This is a genomic window from Paenarthrobacter sp. YJN-D (assembly GCF_015040335.1).
In the GTDB taxonomy this organism is placed as follows: Bacteria; Actinomycetota; Actinomycetes; order Actinomycetales; family Micrococcaceae; genus Arthrobacter; species Arthrobacter nicotinovorans.
Map to the genome: position 1 here is coordinate 912,233 of NZ_CP053549.1, position 18,272 is coordinate 930,504.

Genomic DNA, 18,272 nt, shown 5'->3' on the forward strand with positions numbered 1-18,272 from the left:
AGCCTAGCGCACCGGCAGACAGCAAAAGGCCCCGCAGTTGCCGCTGGTAGCGGAACTGCGGGGCCTTGGTGCGGTCACAAACGGTTAGAGTTCGGAGGCCGGTACGCCGACGCCCAGGATGATGGGTTCGTCCGGGGCCGCTCTCCTGACCGGCTCCGCAGGCGCCTTGGACTCGTGCGCCGATCCCTTCGCGGCCGTAGCGGTCACGTCGTGGTGCTCAACAGTGGTCTCGTTGGCCGCGCCTTGGGCCCTGCTTGCACTGCGGTTCCGGCGGCTACGACGACCCCGCGATGCTGAGGGGGCTTCGTCTCCGGCCGGAGCCGGAGCTTCAGTCGTCGGGGTGTCCGCAGCCTTCGGGGCTTCGACAGCTTCCTTGGCTTTCTGATCCTCAGGCGACGGTGCCGCGCCAAGGTGGGAGAAAGCTTCGGCCAGACGATCCAGGCTCATGGCCGGCTGGGCTGCCTGCGGCTCATCGTGGTGTTCAACGAAAGGCAAGGCAACCTCTTCGCCGCCAAAACGCAGCACTGGAGTAGCCCGGCCTTCGCGGACAGCGGCGTCGTGCGCCGCGGCTTCCCGGGCCGTCGGGGCAGCGGAGACCGAACCGGCGTCGGGACCATGCTCCCCGGCCGCCCGGGTTTGCTCCTCTGCCTTGTGGAGCTCGTCATCGTGAAGGTGGGCGGCATGCGCGGCCGCTGCAATCGTCGCCAGTGCAGCCCGGGTTGCTTCGGCTTTTGCCTGACGGGCAGGGTCCTGGGCTTCCGGGTGTGCTGCCGGTGCCGCAACAGGGGCGGACGGCGTCGAATGGACCTGGGCCGGCGCTTCGACCGTTCCCTGGGCGCCGCCCTTGCCGCGGCGACGCTTGCGCTCGGTGCGGGCCGTGGACTGCTGTGCCTCGGTGTGCGGACGGTGCTGCTCGGCTGCCACGGTGTTGGCGCGGCGGTGCTCCACGGGCTCGTCATGCGTCACGACACCGCGGCCTGCGCAGTGCTCGCACTGCTCACCGAAGACTTCAAGGAGACCGGTGCCCATGCGCTTGCGGGTCATCTGGACAAGGCCCAGTGACGTTACTTCAGCAACCTGGTGCTTGGTACGGTCACGGCCCAGGCACTCCACCATGCGGCGGAGAACGAGGTCGCGGTTGGATTCCAGGACCATGTCGATGAAGTCGATGACGATGATGCCGCCGATGTCACGCAGGCGAAGCTGGCGAACGACTTCCTCGGCAGCTTCAAGGTTGTTCTTGGTAACTGTCTCTTCCAGGTTTCCACCACTGCCGGTGAACTTACCTGTGTTGACGTCCACCACCGTCATGGCTTCGGTGCGGTCAATGACCAGCGAGCCACCGGATGGCAGGAAGACCTTGCGTTCCAGGGCCTTGTGGATCTGCTCATCGATGCGCCAGGCAGCGAAGATGTCTTGATCCTTGGTCCATTTTTCAAGGCGGCCCACGAGGTCGGGGGCAACATAGGTTACATAGGCCTCGATGGTGTCCCAGGCGTCGTCACCGGAGACGATCAGCTTGGAGAAGTCCTCGTTGAAGACGTCACGGACAACCTTGATGGTGAGGTCCGGTTCGCCGTAAAGCAGTTCCGGTGCCAGCACCTTCGTGGAGGAAGCTTGCCCTTCGATACCTTCCCACTGCGCGCGCAGACGGTTGATGTCGTGGGTCAGTTCTTCTTCCGAGGCACCTTCAGCGGCCGTACGGACGATGACTCCGGCGTTTTCCGGCAGGCGGTCCTTCAGGATCCGCTTGAGGCGGTTGCGTTCGACGTCGGGCAGCTTGCGGGAGATGCCGGTCATGGATCCACCCGGCACGTACACAAGGTAGCGGCCCGGAAGTGAGATCTGGCTTGTGAGGCGGGCACCCTTGTGACCCACCGGATCCTTGGTCACCTGGACCAGGACGGAGTCGCCGGACTTCAGCGCATTCTCGATCCGGCGCGGCTGGCCCTCCAGGTTCACTGCATCCCAGTTGACTTCACCGGCGTACAGCACCGCGTTGCGGCCGCGTCCGATATCAACGAATGCAGCTTCCATGGATGGCAGTACGTTCTGGACCTTGCCGAGATAGACGTTGCCGATCAGGGAGTCCTGCTGGGTCTTGGACACGAAGTGCTCGGCCAGGACGCCATCTTCAAGGACTGCGATCTGGATTCTGTCGTCGCGCTGGCGGACGATCATTTGCCGGTCCACGGATTCGCGGCGTGCCAGGAACTCGGCTTCGGTAATCACCTGGCGGCGACGTCCGGTCTCGCGGGACTCGCGGCGACGCTGCTTCTTGGCCTCGAGCCGGGTGGAGCCCTTGACGCTTGCGACCCGGTTGGAAGGAGCCGTTTCCGTGATGGGCCGGGGGGCGCGAACGCGGGTTACCGTGTTGGGCGGGTCGTCATCCGAGCCGCCCGTCAGTTCAAGGTCCTGGTCTCCACGACGCCGACGACGACGGCGACGCGACGTGACGCCTTCCTCGAGGGCTTCAGCTGCGGGAGTTTCTTCGTCGCCGGAGTCATTGCCGTCTTCGGTGTCGTTCTCGTCGCGTTCAGTGCCACGGCGCCCGCGGCGGCCACGGCTCCGGCGACGGCGACGACTGCCACCCTCGTCCAGCTCACCGTCTGCGGCTGCTTCAGCGTCGTCTTCCGGCTCGTCGTCCGTCTCTTCCACGGCCGCAACGCGCGGGACAGTGGTGAGGTCAGGGGCCTGGAAGATCATCGACGTGATGGAAACCGGCTCCATGAACAGCGAGGTGGCAGCGGCAGGAGCAGCTTCCTCGGCCGGAGCCTCTTCCTCAGCGGCAGGTTCTTCCGGCTGGGTGCCGGCCTCCGGCGTCGTGGTTTCTTCAACAACTTCAGCAGCTGCGGGCGTCTCTTCTGCCTCCACCTTGGGCTTGGCAGCACGACGACGGCGGACCGGCTTTTCGGGGGCAGCTTCAGGGACGGCTTCGGGCTGGGTTTCGGCGGCAGGCTCCTGGCCTGCGGCGGTTTCATCGCCGAGGCCGGGCAAGGGCTCGGTTGGCTCAACCTTCTTGCGGGACCGGGTGCGGCGTACGGGCTTGGCGTCAGCCTCGGGAGTTTCCGCAACTGCGGGCGTCCCAGTGGCAGGGGCCTCAGTTGCCTCTGCCTCAGCAACTGCCTTGGGCGCAGCCTTGCGCCGGGTCCGGGTGGTTTTCTTGGGCGCTTCCGCAGTTTCCGCGGGAGCTGCCTCATCATTAACGGCTACAACCTGGTCATTATCCATATGTGGCAACACTCCTGCCCCAGCGACACCGCCACATCCGGCGCCCAGAGGGGCAAATATTGTCAAAACCCGCAGGCGTTGACAGAAGTCGGTAGTATGCCTTCCGGTTCGCACCATCATTGGGGTGCGGCAGCCCTGGAAGGCCGGCGGCTTAGTTCTGAAACCCGTTGTTCTGCTGCCACAACCAGGTGCCGTCCATTGTTATGGCGGGCCTACCGAGGATCGACGTGATCCGGGCATGCCCAGCTCATACTGGCGGTCTTGGGAACAAGTCACCGGACCGGAATCCGAATGTGGGTCGGCTTCCAGCCATGTTCATTCTCTCACACCCGCGCGACATCGCCCGTTAGGACGCTGTGTCGTCCGGATCGGCACAAGCTGGGCGCAGCCCACAGCCAGCGGCGTTAGAATCCTCCCAAGAACCCTTCCCGGCCCGCCGGGGCACAACGTCGAAAAGGATCCGATCCGCGATGCCGAGCACCGCCAGGGAAAACCTGGCCATCAATACCTCCACCACTGCGGGAGAGTCGTCCGCACAACAGGAGAAGTTGCCGAGGACTGTCCGCGACAAGCCCTTCGCCTGGCTCCTCCTGGTCACCGGCGTCATCGGTTGGCTGGCGTCCGGGGCGTTGGTCCTGGAGAAACTGGAAGTCCTCAAGGACCCAAACCATGTAACGGTCTGCGATGTGAACCCGTGGATTTCCTGCGGCGCCGTGATGCAAACACCACAGAGCTCCGTGTTCGGATTCCCCAACATGTTCATCGGCATTGTGGCCTTTGCCGTCATCATCACCACGGCCATGGGCCTTCTCGCCGGCGCCCGGTTCTCGCGCGGCTACTGGCTTGGACTGCAGGCGGGCGTGACCCTCGGTTTCGTGTTCGTTGTCTGGCTGTGGTCCCAGGCCCTGTACGTCATCAATGTACTGTGCCCGTTCTGCATGGTGGTGTGGGCCGTCATGATCCCCCTCTTTGTCTGGGTGACCATCCGGAACATCTCCCACGGCGTCATCAAGGCACCGCCGGGCTTGACCAAGTTGCTGGGCGATTCCGGGTGGATCATTGTGGCCCTGCTGTATGTCGCGGTCATCGCCACGATCTTCTTCGCCTTCATCCACGTTTTCGCTGGGACGTCCGGCTACTAAACCCCTCCGCGGGGTGACAGCTAAGGCCAATGTTCGACTCGAACATTGGCCTTAGCTGTCAGGTCGGTGCGGCGTGGTTAGCCGGCGAACCAGATCTTGATCTCGCGCTCGGCCGATTCAACGGAGTCGGAGCCGTGGACGAGGTTCTGCTGGACCGCCAGGCCCCAGTCGCGACCGAAGTCGCCACGGATGGTGCCCGGAGCCGCCGTCGTCGGATCCGTCGTTCCGGCCAGTGAGCGGAAGCCTTCGATGACGCGGTGGCCCTCGAAGACGGCAGCGATGACCGGTCCGCTCAGCATGAACTCAACCAGCGGCTCGTAGAAGGGCTTACCCACGTGTTCCTCGTAGTGCTGCTCCAGCAGCTCACGGGTGGCGTTGACCTTCTTCAGTTCGGCCAGGGTGTAGCCCTTGGCCTCGATGCGGGCGAGGATGCTCCCGCCCAGGTTGCGGGCGACGCCGTCGGGCTTGACCAGGACGAGGGTCCGTTCAATGCTCACAGTTGCTCCAATGTGATGTGTTCAGTGACTTACGTTCGGTGGTTTTCCCAGCCAGTTTACGGGGTTTGCGGGCCGGCTTCTTCACCGTGGGCAGCGTCCCATTCCGCCTGTTCACGGTCGCGCTGGGCCACCTCACGGTCGATCCTCATGCCGGCACGGATCCCGTACCACCAGCAGATGGCAAAGAGGATGCCGACAATGAACATCATGGGCTCGGCCAATCCCGTCAGGATCAGCACTACCTGCAGCACCCATCCCAGTCCGATGCCCCACGGCCTGGACAGCACGGCACAGGCAAGGACCAGCACCACGCTCAGGGCAATTCCGACGCCCAGGATGATGCCCGGATCGACTTCGCCGCGCTTCAGGCCGAACACAGCCAAGGTGCCGAAGAAAGCCACGAAGGCTTCGAGCAGCAGCACCGTGGACGCAAACATCACTTTGGTGGACCGGCGCTTCTTCGGCATGCCGGGACGCCATTCGCGCTGCGCTTTGGTCATTTTCGCCATGCTAGGCACTCGCCTTTCCCAGCAGGATCCGGGCCTCGGCCACCACCGTGATGGAACCCGTCACCAGGACACCGCCCGCCAGGTCATCGTTGGATTCGGCACGCTCGACAGCCCACTCAATGGCGTCGTCGAGCTTCTCGGCGATATGCACGTTGTCCTCGCCAAAGCCAAGGTCGATGGCGAGTTCAGCCAGTTCCGCTGCCGGAACGGCGCGCGCCGAGTTGGACTGCGTGAAACAGAACTCCTCGGCGAGTCCGCCGAGGGATTCCTTGAGGGTCTTCAGGATTTCCTCCGCGTCTTTCTCGCGCAGGACCCCAACCACCACCACCAGTTTGCTGAAGGTGAATGCCTCCTGGATTGCTTCTGCCGTGACACGAATGCCGTCCGGGTTGTGGGCCGCGTCAACCACTACCGTTGGTGCGGTCCTCACGACTTCCAACCGGCCGGGAGATGTCACGGTGCCGAATGCTTCCTTCAGCACCTCGGCGTCCAGTTCCTTCTCTCCCCCGCCGAAGAATGCCTCAAGGGCGGCCACGGCAACAGCGGCGTTCTCGGCCTGGTGGGCACCGTGCAACGGCAGCAGAAGATCCTCGTAGCGCCCGGCGAGTCCCTGGATGGTCAGGACCTGGCCACCCACGGCCACACTGCGGGACTCGACGCCGAACTCGACGCCCTCGAAGCGGAAGGGCACGTCCACTTCACGGGCCTTTTCCAGCAGGACCTGGGCCGCGTCCACCGGCTGGGCCGCACTTACCAGGAAGCCGCCGGCTTTGATGATTCCGGCCTTCTCGTAGGCAATGTCCTCGGTGGTGTCGCCCAGGAGGTCCGTGTGGTCCAGCGAGATCGGCGTGATGACCGAGACCTGGCCGTCTCCGACGTTGGTGGCATCGGTGATGCCTCCCAGGCCGACTTCAATCACTGCGACATCCACGGGCTGGTCCGCGAACACCGCGAAGCCAAGAATGGTCAGGCATTCGAAGTACGTCAGGCGCGGCTGGTTCTCCGCAACGAGCTCGTTGTCAACGATTTCCAGGTACGGGCGGATCTCATCCCAGATGCGTACGAACGTCGCGTCCGGTACCGGCTCGCCATCAATACTGATGCGCTCAGTGACCTTTGACAGGTGCGGGCTGGTGTAGCGGCCCGTGCTGAGTCCGTGGGCGCGCAAACCGGCTTCGATCATGCGGGCAGTGGAAGTCTTGCCGTTGGTGCCCGTGATGTGGATGATCGGGAAAGCCTTGTTCGGCTCCCCCAGCACGTCCATGGCACGGAAAAGCGGCGCAAGGCGCGGTTCCATCTTGTTTTCCGGCGCCCTGCCAAGGAGTTCGGCGTAGACGCTCTCAACGGAAAATTCGTCAGTCATGGTTCAGGCCCCTGCCTTTGCAACGGTAACCTGCGGTTCATCGACGCTGGCCGGAAGAACCTCCAGTTCCAGGGTGAGTGTTTCGGTCTTCACCAATTCAGCGTTGGCTTCCAGCGCGTCCACGACATCCTGGGCAGCTGACACAGTGGTCCGGATGCGGTCACTGACGTTGAATCCGGCATCCTTGCGGGCCTGCTGGATGGCGCGGACCATGTCGCGGGCCAGTCCTTCGGCGGCCAGCTCGGGAGTCACTTCGGTGTTCAGGACCACGAATCCGCCGCCCGGCAGCACTGCAACCGATGCTGAACCGCCGTCGGCCGATTCCGAAACCACGGTTTCCAGCGTGTATTCCTGCGGCTCAAGTTCCAAGCCACCGGCCACAACGACGCCGTCGTTGACCGACCAATCCCCCGATTTGGAACCCTTGATGGCCTGCTGGACATTCTTGCCGAGCCGCGGGCCGGCGGCCCGGGCGTTGACCACGAGCTTCTGCTCGATGCCGAACTCCTCGGGCGAAGCCGTGGCGGCATCCAGCAGCCGCACCGACCGCAGGTTCAGTTCATCAGCGACGACGGCGGCAAATCCTTCCAGCGCGTCCGCGCCGGGTGCCACGACAGTCAGCTCCTGCAAGGGCAGGCGGACACGCAGGTTCGCTGCCTTGCGGAGGCTGGAACCGGTCGAGCAGATCTGCTGCACGCGGTCCATGGACTCGACCAGGCCGGGGTTGGACGGGAACAGCGAAGCCTCAGGCCAGTCGGCCAGGTGCACGGAACGGCCACCGGTCAGGCCGCGCCAGATCTCTTCGGTCACCAGCGGCAGCAACGATGCCGACACGCGGCACACAGCTTCGAGGGCGGTGTACAACGCATCGAAGGCGTCGACGTTCTCGTCAAAGAAGCGCTGGCGGCTGCGCCGGACGTACCAGTTGGTGAGCATGTCCAGGTAGCTGCGCAGCTCGTCGCAGGCACCGGAGATGTCGTAGCTGTCCAGGCTGGCGGTGACCTTGCGGACCAGGTCACCTGTGTTCGCCATCAGGTACTGGTCAAGGGTGTCGGCGTAACCGTCATAGCGCAGCTTGGCCTCGTATCCCTCCCCTCCGTTGGCGGCATTCGTGTACAGCGTGAAGAAGCTGTACACGTTCCACAACGGCAGGATGACCTGGCGGACGCCGTCGCGGATGCCCTGCTCGGTGACGATCAGGTTCCCGCCACGGAGGATGGGGCTGGACATGAGGAACCAGCGCATGGCGTCAGAACCGTCGCGGTCCAGGACCTCGGAGACGTCCGGGTAATTGCGCAGGCTCTTGGACATCTTCTGTCCGTCGGAGCCCAGGACGATGCCGTGGCTGATGACATTGCGGAACGCCGGGCGGTCGAACAGGGCCGTGGACAGGATGTGGAGCATGTAGAACCAGCCACGCGTCTGGCCGATGTACTCCACGATGAAGTCGGCGGGGTTGTGGGTGTCGAACCATTCCTGGTTTTGGAACGGATAGTGCACCTGCCCGTACGGCATGGAACCGGAGTCGAACCAGACATCCAACACGTCTTCGACGCGGCGCATGGTGGACTTGCCCGTGGGATCGTCCGGGTTGGGACGGGTCAGTTCATCGATGAAGGGCCTGTGCAGGTCCACCTGTCCTTCGTTGTTGACAGGCAGGCGGCCGAAATCGGCTTCGAGGTCGGCCAGCGAACCGTAAACGTCGGTGCGCGGGTACTCGGGGTCGTCCGACTGCCACACCGGGATGGGTGAGCCCCAGTAACGGTTGCGGCTGATGGACCAGTCGCGGGCGTTGTCCAGCCACTTACCGAACTGGCCGTCCTTGACGTTGCCCGGGATCCAGTTGATCTCCTGGTTCAGCTCGGACATGCGGTCCTTGAACTTGGTGACCTCGACGTACCAGGAGGAGACAGCGCGGTAGATCAGCGGGTTACGGCAGCGCCAGCAGTGCGGGTAGCTGTGTTCGTAACTGGCTTGGCGGACAAGGCGGCCGTCGGCGCGCAGAACCTGCGTGATGGGCTTGTTGGCATCGAAGACTTGCAGGCCGACGATGGATGCCAGCTCGCCATGGGCGAACAGCGGCAGGAACTTGGCCCCCTCGTCCACGGACAGGACCACCGGGATGCCGGCCTCTTCACAGACCTTCTGGTCATCTTCACCGTAGGCAGGAGCCTGGTGGACAATGCCCGTGCCGTCGGTGGTGGTCACGTAATCGGCCACCAGGAAACGCCAGGCGTTCTGCGTCCCATACTTCTCAGCATCGGCAAAGTCGTTCCACAGAGGCTGGTACTCGAGGCCTTCCAGCTCGGCACCGCTGTGGGTGGACACCACTGCGGCAGTCGCGGCAGCGGCGTCGTCGTATCCCAGGTCCTTGGCGTACGAACCCAGAAGGTCTGCTGCCAGCAGGAAGCTGCCCCTCACCGGAGCTTCCGCGGAAGCGGCCTTCACGCCGTTGGGTCCAGCTGGCAGGACGGCGTAGGAGATCTCCGGCCCTACGGCGAGCGCCAGGTTGGTGGGCAGCGTCCAGGGTGTGGTGGTCCAGGCGAGCGCCTGGACGCCTTCGAGCTCCTTGGAGAGTTCGGAGGCACCGGCCTTGATGGGGAAGGTGACTGTGACGGTCTGGTCCTGGCGGTTCTTGTAGACGTCGTCGTCCATGCGGAGTTCGTGGTTGGACAGCGGCGTCTCGTCCTTCCAGCAGTACGGGAGCACGCGGTAGCCGTTGTAGGTCAGGCCTTTTTCATGCAGCTGCTTGAAGGCCCAGAGGACCGACTCCATGTACTCGACGTTGAGCGTCTTGTAGTCATTCTCGAAGTCCACCCAGCGGGCCTGGCGGGTGACGTAGGCCTTCCACTCGTTGGCGTACTTCATGACGGAGGCACGGCAGGCGTCGTTGAACTTGTCGATGCCCATGGCTTCGATCTGGGTTTTGTCGGTCATTCCCAGTTGCTTCATGGCTTCGAGTTCAGCCGGCAGGCCGTGCGTGTCCCAACCGAAGCGGCGCTCCACGCGCTTGCCGCGCTGGGTCTGGTAGCGGCCGACGAGGTCCTTGGCGTAGCCGGTCAGCAGGTGGCCGTAGTGCGGCAGTCCGTTGGCGAAGGGAGGGCCGTCGTAGAAGACGAACTCGTTGCTGCCGTCCGTGCCCGCATCCCGTTGGTCGATGCTGGCTTGGAAGGTGCCGTCTTCATCCCAGTATTTGAGGATGCGCTCTTCGATTTCCGGGAACTTCACGGAAGCGGACACGCCATGCGTGCCGGACGAAGACGCTGAGGCCTTGGGGTAGTGGGTCATCTCATATCCTGTGATAGCTGGTTGACTGTCAGGATGCGAGGACGGCTTCTGTGCTGCCTGTCGGCTGCGCAGGTACCGCGGTACCACCTCACTTACCGGAACGTGATGTTCCGGCCTCTCATTACTGCTGTGACGGGCTTACCCGCCCGGTTCTACTGGGCACTGTTTGCCGTTGAGGGCATTCGGTGCTTTTCTTCCGGAAGCTCACCGGTGATGGCCGGGTCAATGCTGGTCCATACAGTCTAGCGGCAGCCGGGGCTCCTGCTCCACTCGCAGAGTCATCCCTGGGGAGGACGGGCCCGGGCGGGAGGGCTGCATAGACTCGGGTCCATGTCCAACCCCGCTCCTGCCGTCCCGGCTGCCAGCAAAGCACATCGTCGGCCTTCCCTTGCATGGACCGTATTCGCACTTCTCTTAGCGGTGCCAACGGCAGGCAGCTCACTGTTCCGCGCGATTCCTGCCGAGTGGCCCCTGCCGGTGGTCCAGCTGTTGTCGTTCACTCCATGGCTTGTCATCCCGGCTGCCGTGGCGCTGCTTTTCGCTGTGGTGGGGCGGCGGATTTGGGTCATCATCACGACGACGGCCCTGCTGGCGGTCCAGCTGTTCTGGCTTTTTCCGCTGGACGCCGGGAAGCCCATGGAACTGCCCGCGGGAACGGTCACAGTTCCGGTGAAGGTCATGAGCCTGAACACCGAGTATGGCGAGGCCGATGCGTCGACCATTGTGCAGTTGGTCCGTGAGAACGGCATCCAGATCCTGGCGTTGCAGGAACATACCCAGGGTTTGGAGGACCGCCTCCGCGCGGAAGGCTTGGAGGCGATCCTTCAACACCGTGTCAGCGAGCCCAGCGACGACGCGTCGGGCGGCGCCGTCTACTCCGTGTTCCCGCTTGAACCGGATGGTCTCCTGCCGGATACCCCGTTCCGCATGGCCGTCACGAGGGTCCTCGTGTCGGACCAGGCCTCCGGTGCCAGGTCGGCTTTGAACCTCACTAACGTCCATGCGCTGCCCCCGGTGGACGAAAGGATCGAACAATGGCGGAGCGATCTTGGGAAGATCGGCCGTCAGGCCTCGACTCCGGGAAACCATCTGCTCATGGGCGACTTCAATTCCTCCTACGACCACCCGGAGTTCCGGGCGATGCTGGATTCCGGAAGGGACGGAGCGAAGCTGGTGGACGTGGGAACGGCAGCGGCGGGGCGGTTATCCCCCACCTGGCCTATGGAAGGGCCGCAGCTCCCGGGAACGGTGTTGGACCATGTGGTCACATCACCACGGATCGGCAGCAGCGGCTACCTGGTTCGCAAAGTTCCCGGTTCGGACCACGCAGCTGTGCTCGCCACGTTGGAGGTCCCTGCGGGCTAGTCCTGCTTGCGGACCAGTTTGTGGTTGGCTGCCTGGGCCACCGGACGAACCACGATTTGGTCCAGGTTGATGTGGTGCGGCAGTGAGACCGCGTATTTGACGACGTCCGCAACGTCGTCGGCTGTCAGGGGCTTCTCCACGCCGGCGTAGACCTTGGCTGCCGCCTCCTTGTCTCCAAGCCTGTTCAGTGCGAATTCCTCTGTGTACACCAGGCCGGGAGCCACTTCGATGACCCGGACGTTATTGCCCACCTCTTCAAGGCGGAGCGCATTGGTCATGGCGTGCTGGGCGAACTTCGCCGCGTTGTACCCTCCGCCGCCTTCATAGGCGGACAGCCCGGCCGTCGAGGTGAGATTGAGCACCGTTCCTTCGCCGTTTTCGCGCAGCATCGGCAGGAAGGCGCGGGTGATTTTCATGGTGCCCAGGACGTTCACCTGGTACATCCACTCCCAGTCTTCGGTATCGGCATTCGCAATGGTGTCAGCGCCCCGCGCACCGCCGGCGATATTGATGAGCGTGTCAGCACCCCCGGCTTTCGTGACAGCCGCAAGCAAGGCGGCGACGTCGTCGTCGTCGGTGATGTCTGCCGGGAACGGCACGGCGCCGGTTTCGGCACCCAGGGCACCAAGCCTGTCAGCCCTGCGCGCTACGGCGAAGACCTTCCATCCCGTGGCGGCCAGGGCCCTCACGGTGGCCTCGCCGATGCCGGTGCTGGCTCCGGTTACCACGGCCGTCTTGTTCTGTCCTGCGGGGATATTGTGCGCTGCCAAAGTCATGGCACTACCCTATCCGGGGTGCAAGGTTCCGGGGCGGCGGGTTGTAACGCCAGGCCATGAAACAATTGGTCCATGGCTGAATCAACGCAGGGTACAGACACGCCCGCCACCGCCCCCATTAACGTTCCCGACAAGCCGGCCCTCGAAGGCCTTGAGGCTGCCTTGACGCAGCGCTGGCTTGAAGAGGGAACCTACAAGTTCAATCCGGACACCACCCGGGAGCAGGTCTACTCGATCGACACTCCCCCGCCGACGGCTTCAGGCTCGCTCCACGTGGGCCACATGTTCTCCTTCACCCAGACCGACGTCCAGGCCCGTTACATGCGGATGACGGGCAAGAACGTCTTCTACCCCATGGGCTGGGATGACAACGGGCTGCCGACCGAGCGCCGCGTCCAGAACTACTACGGTGTGCGCTGCGATCCCGCCATCCCTTACAAGGCGGACTACACTCCCCCGGCACAGCCGGCCAAGAACCAGCGCGATTTCGACGTCGTTTCGCGCCAGAACTTCATCGAACTGTGCGAGGAACTCGCCGTTGAGGACGAGAAGGTCTTCGAGAACCTGTTCCAGACCCTCGGCTTGTCCGTGGACTGGGACCTGACCTACCGCACCATTGACGACACCTCCCGTGCCGTGTCCCAGCGCGCCTTCCTGGCCAACCTGGCTGCGGGCGACGCCTACATGGCCGAGGCACCCACCCTGTGGGACGTGACCTTCCGTACCGCTGTGGCGCAGGCCGAGCTCGAGGACCGCGAAGTCGCCGGCGCCTACTACCGCTACCCGTTCTTCACCGAAGACGGCGAAAAGATCTTCATCGAGACCACCCGTCCGGAACTGCTGGCTGCCTGCGCCGCGTTGGTGGCCAACCCCGACGACGAGCGCTACCAGCCGCTCTTCGGCAAGACCGTGAAGTCCCCGGTCTTCGACGTGGAACTTGAGGTCAAGGCCCACCCGCTCGCCAAGGCGGACAAGGGTTCCGGCATCGCCATGGTGTGTACGTTCGGTGACCTGACCGACGTCACCTGGTGGCGCGAACTCCAGCTGCCCACACGCGCCATCATGGGCCGCGACGGCCGCATCATCGCCGACACCCCGGAATGGATCACTACCGACGCCGGCAAGGAAGCGTATGCCGCGATCGCGGGCAAGACGGCCTTCTCCGCCAAGGAAGCCGTAGTAGAACTGCTCAAGGCAGCAGACCTGCTCGATGGCGAACCGAAGAAGATCACCCACCCGGTGAACTTCTTCGAAAAGGGCGACAAGCCACTCGAAGTTGTCACCTCCCGCCAGTGGTACATCCGCAACGGTGGCCGCGACGAGGAACGCCGTGAGCGCCTGATCGCACGCGGCCAGGAAATCAACTTCCACCCGTCCTTCATGCGCTCCCGCTACGAAAACTGGATCGCCGGCCTGAACGGCGACTGGCTCGTATCGCGCCAGCGCTTCTTCGGTGTGCCCATCCCCGTCTGGTACCCGTTGGACGCGCAAGGCAACCCGGACTACGACCACCCGATCCTGCCCTCGGACGACATGCTCCCCGTGGATCCGGCAGCCGACGCCGCACCCGGTTTCGACGAGTCGCAGCGCGACCAGGCCAACGGCTTTACCGGCGATGCGGACGTCCTGGACACCTGGGCAACGTCATCGCTGACACCGCAGATCGTGGGCGGCTGGAGCCGTGACGAGGAACTGTTCTCCAAGGTCTACCCCTTCGACCTGCGCCCCCAGGGCCACGACATCATCCGTACCTGGCTGTTCTCCTCGGCAGTGCGTGCTGACGCCCTGCAGAAGAGCGCACCGTGGAAGCACGCAGCGATCTCCGGCTGGATCCTGGATCCGGACCGGAAGAAGATGTCCAAGTCCAAGGGCAACGTCGTTGTCCCCACGGACGTGCTGAACGAGTACGGTTCGGATGCTGTGCGTTACTGGGCCGCTTCGGCAAAGCTCGGCGCCGACACGGCATACGAGATTGCCCAGATGAAGATTGGTCGCCGTCTGGCCATCAAGCTGCTGAACGCCTCCAAGTTCGTGCTGAACCTCGGGGCCACCGAGAACTCCGTGGTGACCACCGATCTCGCGGTGCTGACGAACCCCCTGGACCGTGCGCTGCTGGCGCAGCTGTCCGACGTCGTCGCGCAGTCCACCAAGGCGTTCGACAACTACGACTACGCCCGGGCGCTCCAGATCACGGAATCGTTCTTCTGGCAGTTCACGGACGACTACGTCGAACTGATCAAGGACCGCGCCTACGGGGCGGCCGGCGAGTCCGAGCAGGCTTCCGTACTGGCCGCGCTGGCAACGGCCCTGGACTCCCTGCTTCGTCTCTTCGCCCCCTTCCTGCCCTTCGCCACTGAAGAAGTGTGGGGTTGGTGGCGGACAGGGTCGGTCCACCGCGCCGAATGGCCCGCCGCCCTGGAAATCACCGACGGCGACACCACCATGCTGGGCACGGTCGGAATCGCTTTGAGCGGCATCCGCAAGGCAAAGTCCGAGGCCAAGGTCAAGCAGCGCACCGAGGTTCTCTCAGCATCCATTACAGCTTCGGAGATTCTGGTCCCGCAGCTGAAGGCGGGTCTGGGCGACTTGAAGGCGGCCGCTAACGCGCAGGAAATCACGCTGCAGTCCGGCGAAGGTGAACTGACAGTCAGCGACGTTGTCCTGGCACCTGCCGAGGAGACTCCAGCCTCTTAAGGCCAAGGTGAGCCCGGCAGTATCCGGGCAAAGGGGAAGCCCCATCAGCGTTTTGCCGTTGGTGGGGCTTCGACTTTTCGGCTGTCTGGTGACGACTTGACAGTCTGGCGGAATCCTTGGAATTTCAGGTCTTCCTACCTCGTCACTGGTAGCTTGCTTCCAACTGTGCCAAAGGCTGCGTTGGTTGCATATCACTGAATCTTTGGTTTCCGTGTCCCTCTTCTTTCGAAGTGGGTAAGAACCATTGTTGTACCGCAAATGACAACACGCAAGGGCTCCGGGATAACTACAATCCTGTAGTTATCCTGCCGATCCGGAACCACCTGTGGCAAAGTAATGTCCATGCCGGAACTGCCCGAAGTGCACGGCCTGTGCATGTACCTGGACACCCAACTCCACGGAGCCACGCTGACTGAGGTCCGCATCAACTCCTTCTCGGCACTCAAGACCGCCGACCCGCCCTACACCGCCCTCGAAGGCAGGACAGTCCAGGGGGTGCAACGGATCGGAAAGTTCGTTTGCGTTGACCTGGACGGACTGTTTTTCGTGTTCCACCTGGCCAAGGCGGGCTGGGTCCGCTACACGGAGCACCCGTCTTCGGCAGGGTTGCGGATGGGCAAGAGCAACATTTCGGCAAGGTTGCTGTTCCACCGCGCCAGCGACGACGCCCACATCGGAATGGACCTCACCGAAGCCGGGACGAAGAAAAGCCTGGCCATCTATGTGGTCAGGGACCCACAGGAAGTTCCAGGCATCGCAACACTCGGTCCCGAGCCGCTGAGCCCGGACTTCGATGAGGCTGCATTCGCCGCGATTCTGAAGTCCAGTCCACAGCAGATCAAAGGTCTGTTGCGCAGCCAAAGTGTCATAGCCGGAATCGGCAACGCCTACAGTGACGAGATCCTCCACGCCGCCAGGATCTCCCCTTTCGCCATAGCGAAGTCGCTGGACCAAGAGACCGTGGCGCGGCTGTATCAGTCACTGCAGGAGGTCCTGGTCGGCGCCGTCAACGCGGCAGCCGGGAAGCCATCCAGCGAACTCAAGGACACCAAGCGCAGCAACTTCCGCGTACACGCCCGGACGGGCCTGCCGTGTCCTGTGTGCGGAGAAACAGTAAGGGAGGTGTCCTTCGCGGACACCTCCCTCCAATACTGTCCCCACTGCCAGACCAACGGTAAGATCCTGGCCGACCGCCGGACCTCACGATTCCTCAAGTAGCCCGGCCGTGTCCTCTGGAGGGCAACAAGCGGTTAGTTGAATTCAGGGCTTTCGGTGCGGCTGCGCTTCAACTCGAAGAAGTGCGGGTAGCCGGCCAGGGTCACGGTTGCATCCCAGATCTTCCCGGCTTCCTCACCACGCGGAATGCGGGTGAGTACGGGGCCGAAGAACGCAGTGCCGTTGACAGCGACCACGGGGGTTCCGACGTCCTGCCCTACCAACGAGATTCCGGACTCGTGGCTGGCCCGCAGCTTGGAATCGTATTCATCGGAAGTGGCAAAACGTGCCAGGTCCGCGGGAAGCCCGGTGTCGGCCAGGGCTTTCTGGATCACGGATGCGCGGTCCTTATTGCCCTCATGGTGGATCTGCTCCCCCATGGCGTCGTAGAGGGGCTTGACGTAGCTGCTGCCATGAAGCTCCTGCGCAGCAATGATCACGCGGACCGGTCCCCAGCTGTCGTCCATCATGGCCCTGTAGTCGGCAGGTAGATCGCGGCCTTCGTTCAGGACGGAAAGGCTCATTACGTGCCATTCGGTCTCGATACCGCGCACCTGTTCGACTTCCCCGATCCAGCGCGACGTAATCCACGCGAACGGGCAGACCGGGTCGAACCAGAAATCTGCCTTGTTGACGGTGTTGTCGGACGCGGTCACTTCAGACACAAGCTGTTCGGACACAGGGGAACTCCTCGGAAGAGTGGAAACGTGGCTTTTCAAGGCGGCTCGCAACCAAGCCGCTCCTTTTTGCCAACGGCAGTTTAGGCAGACTTATTCCGCCGCTTTGCCACCACGTCATGGGCGATCATGGTGGGCTGGGCTTTCTTGGATACTGCATCCGCTGTGATGACCACCGTCGCGATGTCGTCCCGGCTGGGCAGATCGAACATGACCGGGAGAAGCACTTCTTCCATGATGGCCCGCAAACCACGGGCGCCGGTGCCCCGTTCGAGCGCCTGGTCCGCTATGGCGTCCAGGGCGTCCTGGTCGAACTGCAATTCCACGCCGTCCAGCTGGAACATCTTCTGGTATTGCTTCACGAGCGCGTTTTTGGGCGTGGAAAGGATCTGGATCAGCGCCGGACGATCAAGGCTGGACACGGTGGTGATGACAGGCAACCGGCCAATGAATTCCGGAATAAGTCCAAACTTCAGCAAGTCCTCGGGCATGACTTCCCCGTAGGTGTCCACATTGTCCCTGGCTTCGTTCAGTGGTGCACCGAAGCCAATGCCCTTCCGGCCGGACCGGGAGCCGATAATGTCCTCCAGGCCGGCAAAGGCGCCCGCCACAATGAAGAGAACATTGGTTGTGTCGATCTGGATGAACTCCTGATGCGGGTGTTTTCGGCCACCCTGGGGAGGTACAGAGGCCACAGTGCCTTCCAGGATTTTCAGGAGGGCCTGCTGCACACCCTCACCGGACACATCCCGGGTGATCGAAGGGTTCTCGCTCTTTCGCGAGATCTTGTCGATCTCGTCGATGTAAATAATGCCCTGCTCGGCCTTCTTGACGTCGTAGTCGGCGGCCTGGATGAGCTTGAGCAGGATGTTTTCAACGTCCTCGCCGACGTAGCCTGCTTCGGTCAAGGCCGTGGCGTCTGCGACAGCGAACGGGACGTTCAGCCGGCGGGCCAGGGTTTGGGCCAAATAGGTTTTACCGCAGCCGGTGGGACCGATCAGCAAAATGTTGGATTTGGCGATCTCCACATCCTCGTGATGGGGCCCTTCGCCCAAACTGCCGGTCTTGGGTGCATGCCCGGCCTGGATGCGCTTGTAGTGGTTGTATACCGCTACCGCGAGCGACCGTTTGGCGGGTTCCTGGCCGATGACATATTCCTGCAGGAAATCAAAGATTTCGCGGGGCTTGGGCAACTCGAAGCTTCCGAGATCGGAGACCTCGGCCAGTTCCTCTTCGATGATTTCGTTGCACAGCTCGATGCATTCGTCGCAGATGTACACACCGGGCCCGGCAATCAGCTTCCGCACCTGCTTCTGGCTCTTTCCGCAGAAAGAACACTTCAGCAGATCCGTGCTCTCACCAATCCGAGCCATGTGGGAATCCCTTCGTTGCATGCGGGTGATGCGGCTCCGCGCCGTACTCAAGTGTGCGGCCAAGCCGCGGTTGACACCACCGTGACACCATCCACTCTAGGTCACAATGGGCTGCTTGCGTGGAAACAGAACGCCGGTGCGG

The 18,272-nt window shown here is 63.1% G+C and carries 12 protein-coding genes; 4 read left to right on the forward strand and 8 right to left on the reverse strand.

Annotated features, from left to right (window positions below; translation table 11 throughout):
- Positions 1-84 precede the first annotated feature (84 nt).
- Positions 85-3,231: an Rne/Rng family ribonuclease gene (locus tag HMI60_RS04260; protein WP_193590617.1), complete on the reverse strand. Its 3,147-nt coding sequence runs from the start codon at positions 3,229-3,231 to the stop codon at positions 85-87.
- 470 nt (positions 3,232-3,701) lie between these two features.
- Here HMI60_RS04260 and HMI60_RS04265 point away from each other — a divergent pair, with 470 nt between their 5' ends.
- Complete coding sequence (locus HMI60_RS04265) at positions 3,702-4,373, forward strand: vitamin K epoxide reductase family protein (RefSeq protein ID WP_018777821.1); 672 nt, start codon at positions 3,702-3,704, stop codon at positions 4,371-4,373.
- 77 nt (positions 4,374-4,450) lie between these two features.
- On the opposite strand, the gene ndk is transcribed toward HMI60_RS04265, so the two are convergent.
- From ndk to ileS, 4 genes are read right to left on the reverse strand one after another with little or no spacing between them, the layout of a single operon-like run.
- Positions 4,451-4,870, reverse strand: coding sequence for a nucleoside-diphosphate kinase (ndk, locus tag HMI60_RS04270; RefSeq protein ID WP_018777822.1), 420 nt, complete (start codon positions 4,868-4,870; stop codon positions 4,451-4,453).
- Positions 4,871-4,926: 56 nt separating this feature from the next.
- A complete protein-coding gene (locus HMI60_RS04275; RefSeq protein ID WP_039241765.1) occupies positions 4,927-5,379 on the reverse strand; it encodes a DUF4233 domain-containing protein in 453 nt (150 codons plus the stop codon).
- Position 5,380: 1 nt separating this feature from the next.
- Positions 5,381-6,742 (reverse strand): folylpolyglutamate synthase/dihydrofolate synthase family protein, encoded by a 1,362-nt coding sequence (locus HMI60_RS04280; RefSeq protein WP_064722241.1) that lies wholly within the window; start codon positions 6,740-6,742, stop codon positions 5,381-5,383.
- A 3-nt stretch (positions 6,743-6,745) separates the two neighbouring features.
- Entirely contained in the window at positions 6,746-10,030 is a 3,285-nt protein-coding gene (ileS, locus tag HMI60_RS04285; RefSeq protein ID WP_039241768.1) for an isoleucine--tRNA ligase, read from the reverse strand.
- Positions 10,031-10,360: 330 nt separating this feature from the next.
- Here ileS and HMI60_RS04290 point away from each other — a divergent pair, with 330 nt between their 5' ends.
- Positions 10,361-11,395, forward strand: coding sequence for an endonuclease/exonuclease/phosphatase family protein (locus tag HMI60_RS04290; RefSeq protein WP_193590618.1), 1,035 nt, complete (start codon positions 10,361-10,363; stop codon positions 11,393-11,395).
- Here HMI60_RS04290 and HMI60_RS04295 read toward each other — a convergent pair.
- The gene (locus HMI60_RS04295; RefSeq protein WP_055972357.1) at positions 11,392-12,171 is read right to left on the reverse strand and encodes an SDR family oxidoreductase; all 780 of its coding nucleotides are present in this window, start codon (positions 12,169-12,171) and stop codon (positions 11,392-11,394) included. The genes HMI60_RS04290 and HMI60_RS04295 overlap by 4 nt on opposite strands.
- Positions 12,172-12,243: 72 nt before the next feature.
- On the opposite strand from HMI60_RS04295, the gene valS reads away from it, so the two are divergent.
- Together valS and HMI60_RS04305 are read left to right on the forward strand one after the other, a co-directional pair.
- Positions 12,244-14,865, forward strand: a complete 2,622-nt coding sequence (gene valS / locus HMI60_RS04300; protein ID WP_193590619.1) for a valine--tRNA ligase — start codon at positions 12,244-12,246, stop codon at positions 14,863-14,865.
- A gap of 342 nt (positions 14,866-15,207) precedes the next feature.
- A complete protein-coding gene (locus HMI60_RS04305) occupies positions 15,208-16,083 on the forward strand; it encodes an Fpg/Nei family DNA glycosylase (RefSeq protein WP_039241866.1) in 876 nt (291 codons plus the stop codon).
- Between the two features lie 32 nt (positions 16,084-16,115).
- Here HMI60_RS04305 and HMI60_RS04310 read toward each other — a convergent pair whose 3' ends face one another.
- Both HMI60_RS04310 and clpX read right to left on the reverse strand, forming a co-directional pair.
- Positions 16,116-16,760: a DsbA family protein gene (locus HMI60_RS04310; RefSeq protein ID WP_018777830.1), complete on the reverse strand. Its 645-nt coding sequence runs from the start codon at positions 16,758-16,760 to the stop codon at positions 16,116-16,118.
- Positions 16,761-16,840: 80 nt separating this feature from the next.
- The gene (gene clpX, locus HMI60_RS04315) at positions 16,841-18,130 is read right to left on the reverse strand and encodes an ATP-dependent Clp protease ATP-binding subunit ClpX (RefSeq protein ID WP_018777831.1); all 1,290 of its coding nucleotides are present in this window, start codon (positions 18,128-18,130) and stop codon (positions 16,841-16,843) included.
- Between the last annotated feature and the right edge of the window lie 142 nt (positions 18,131-18,272).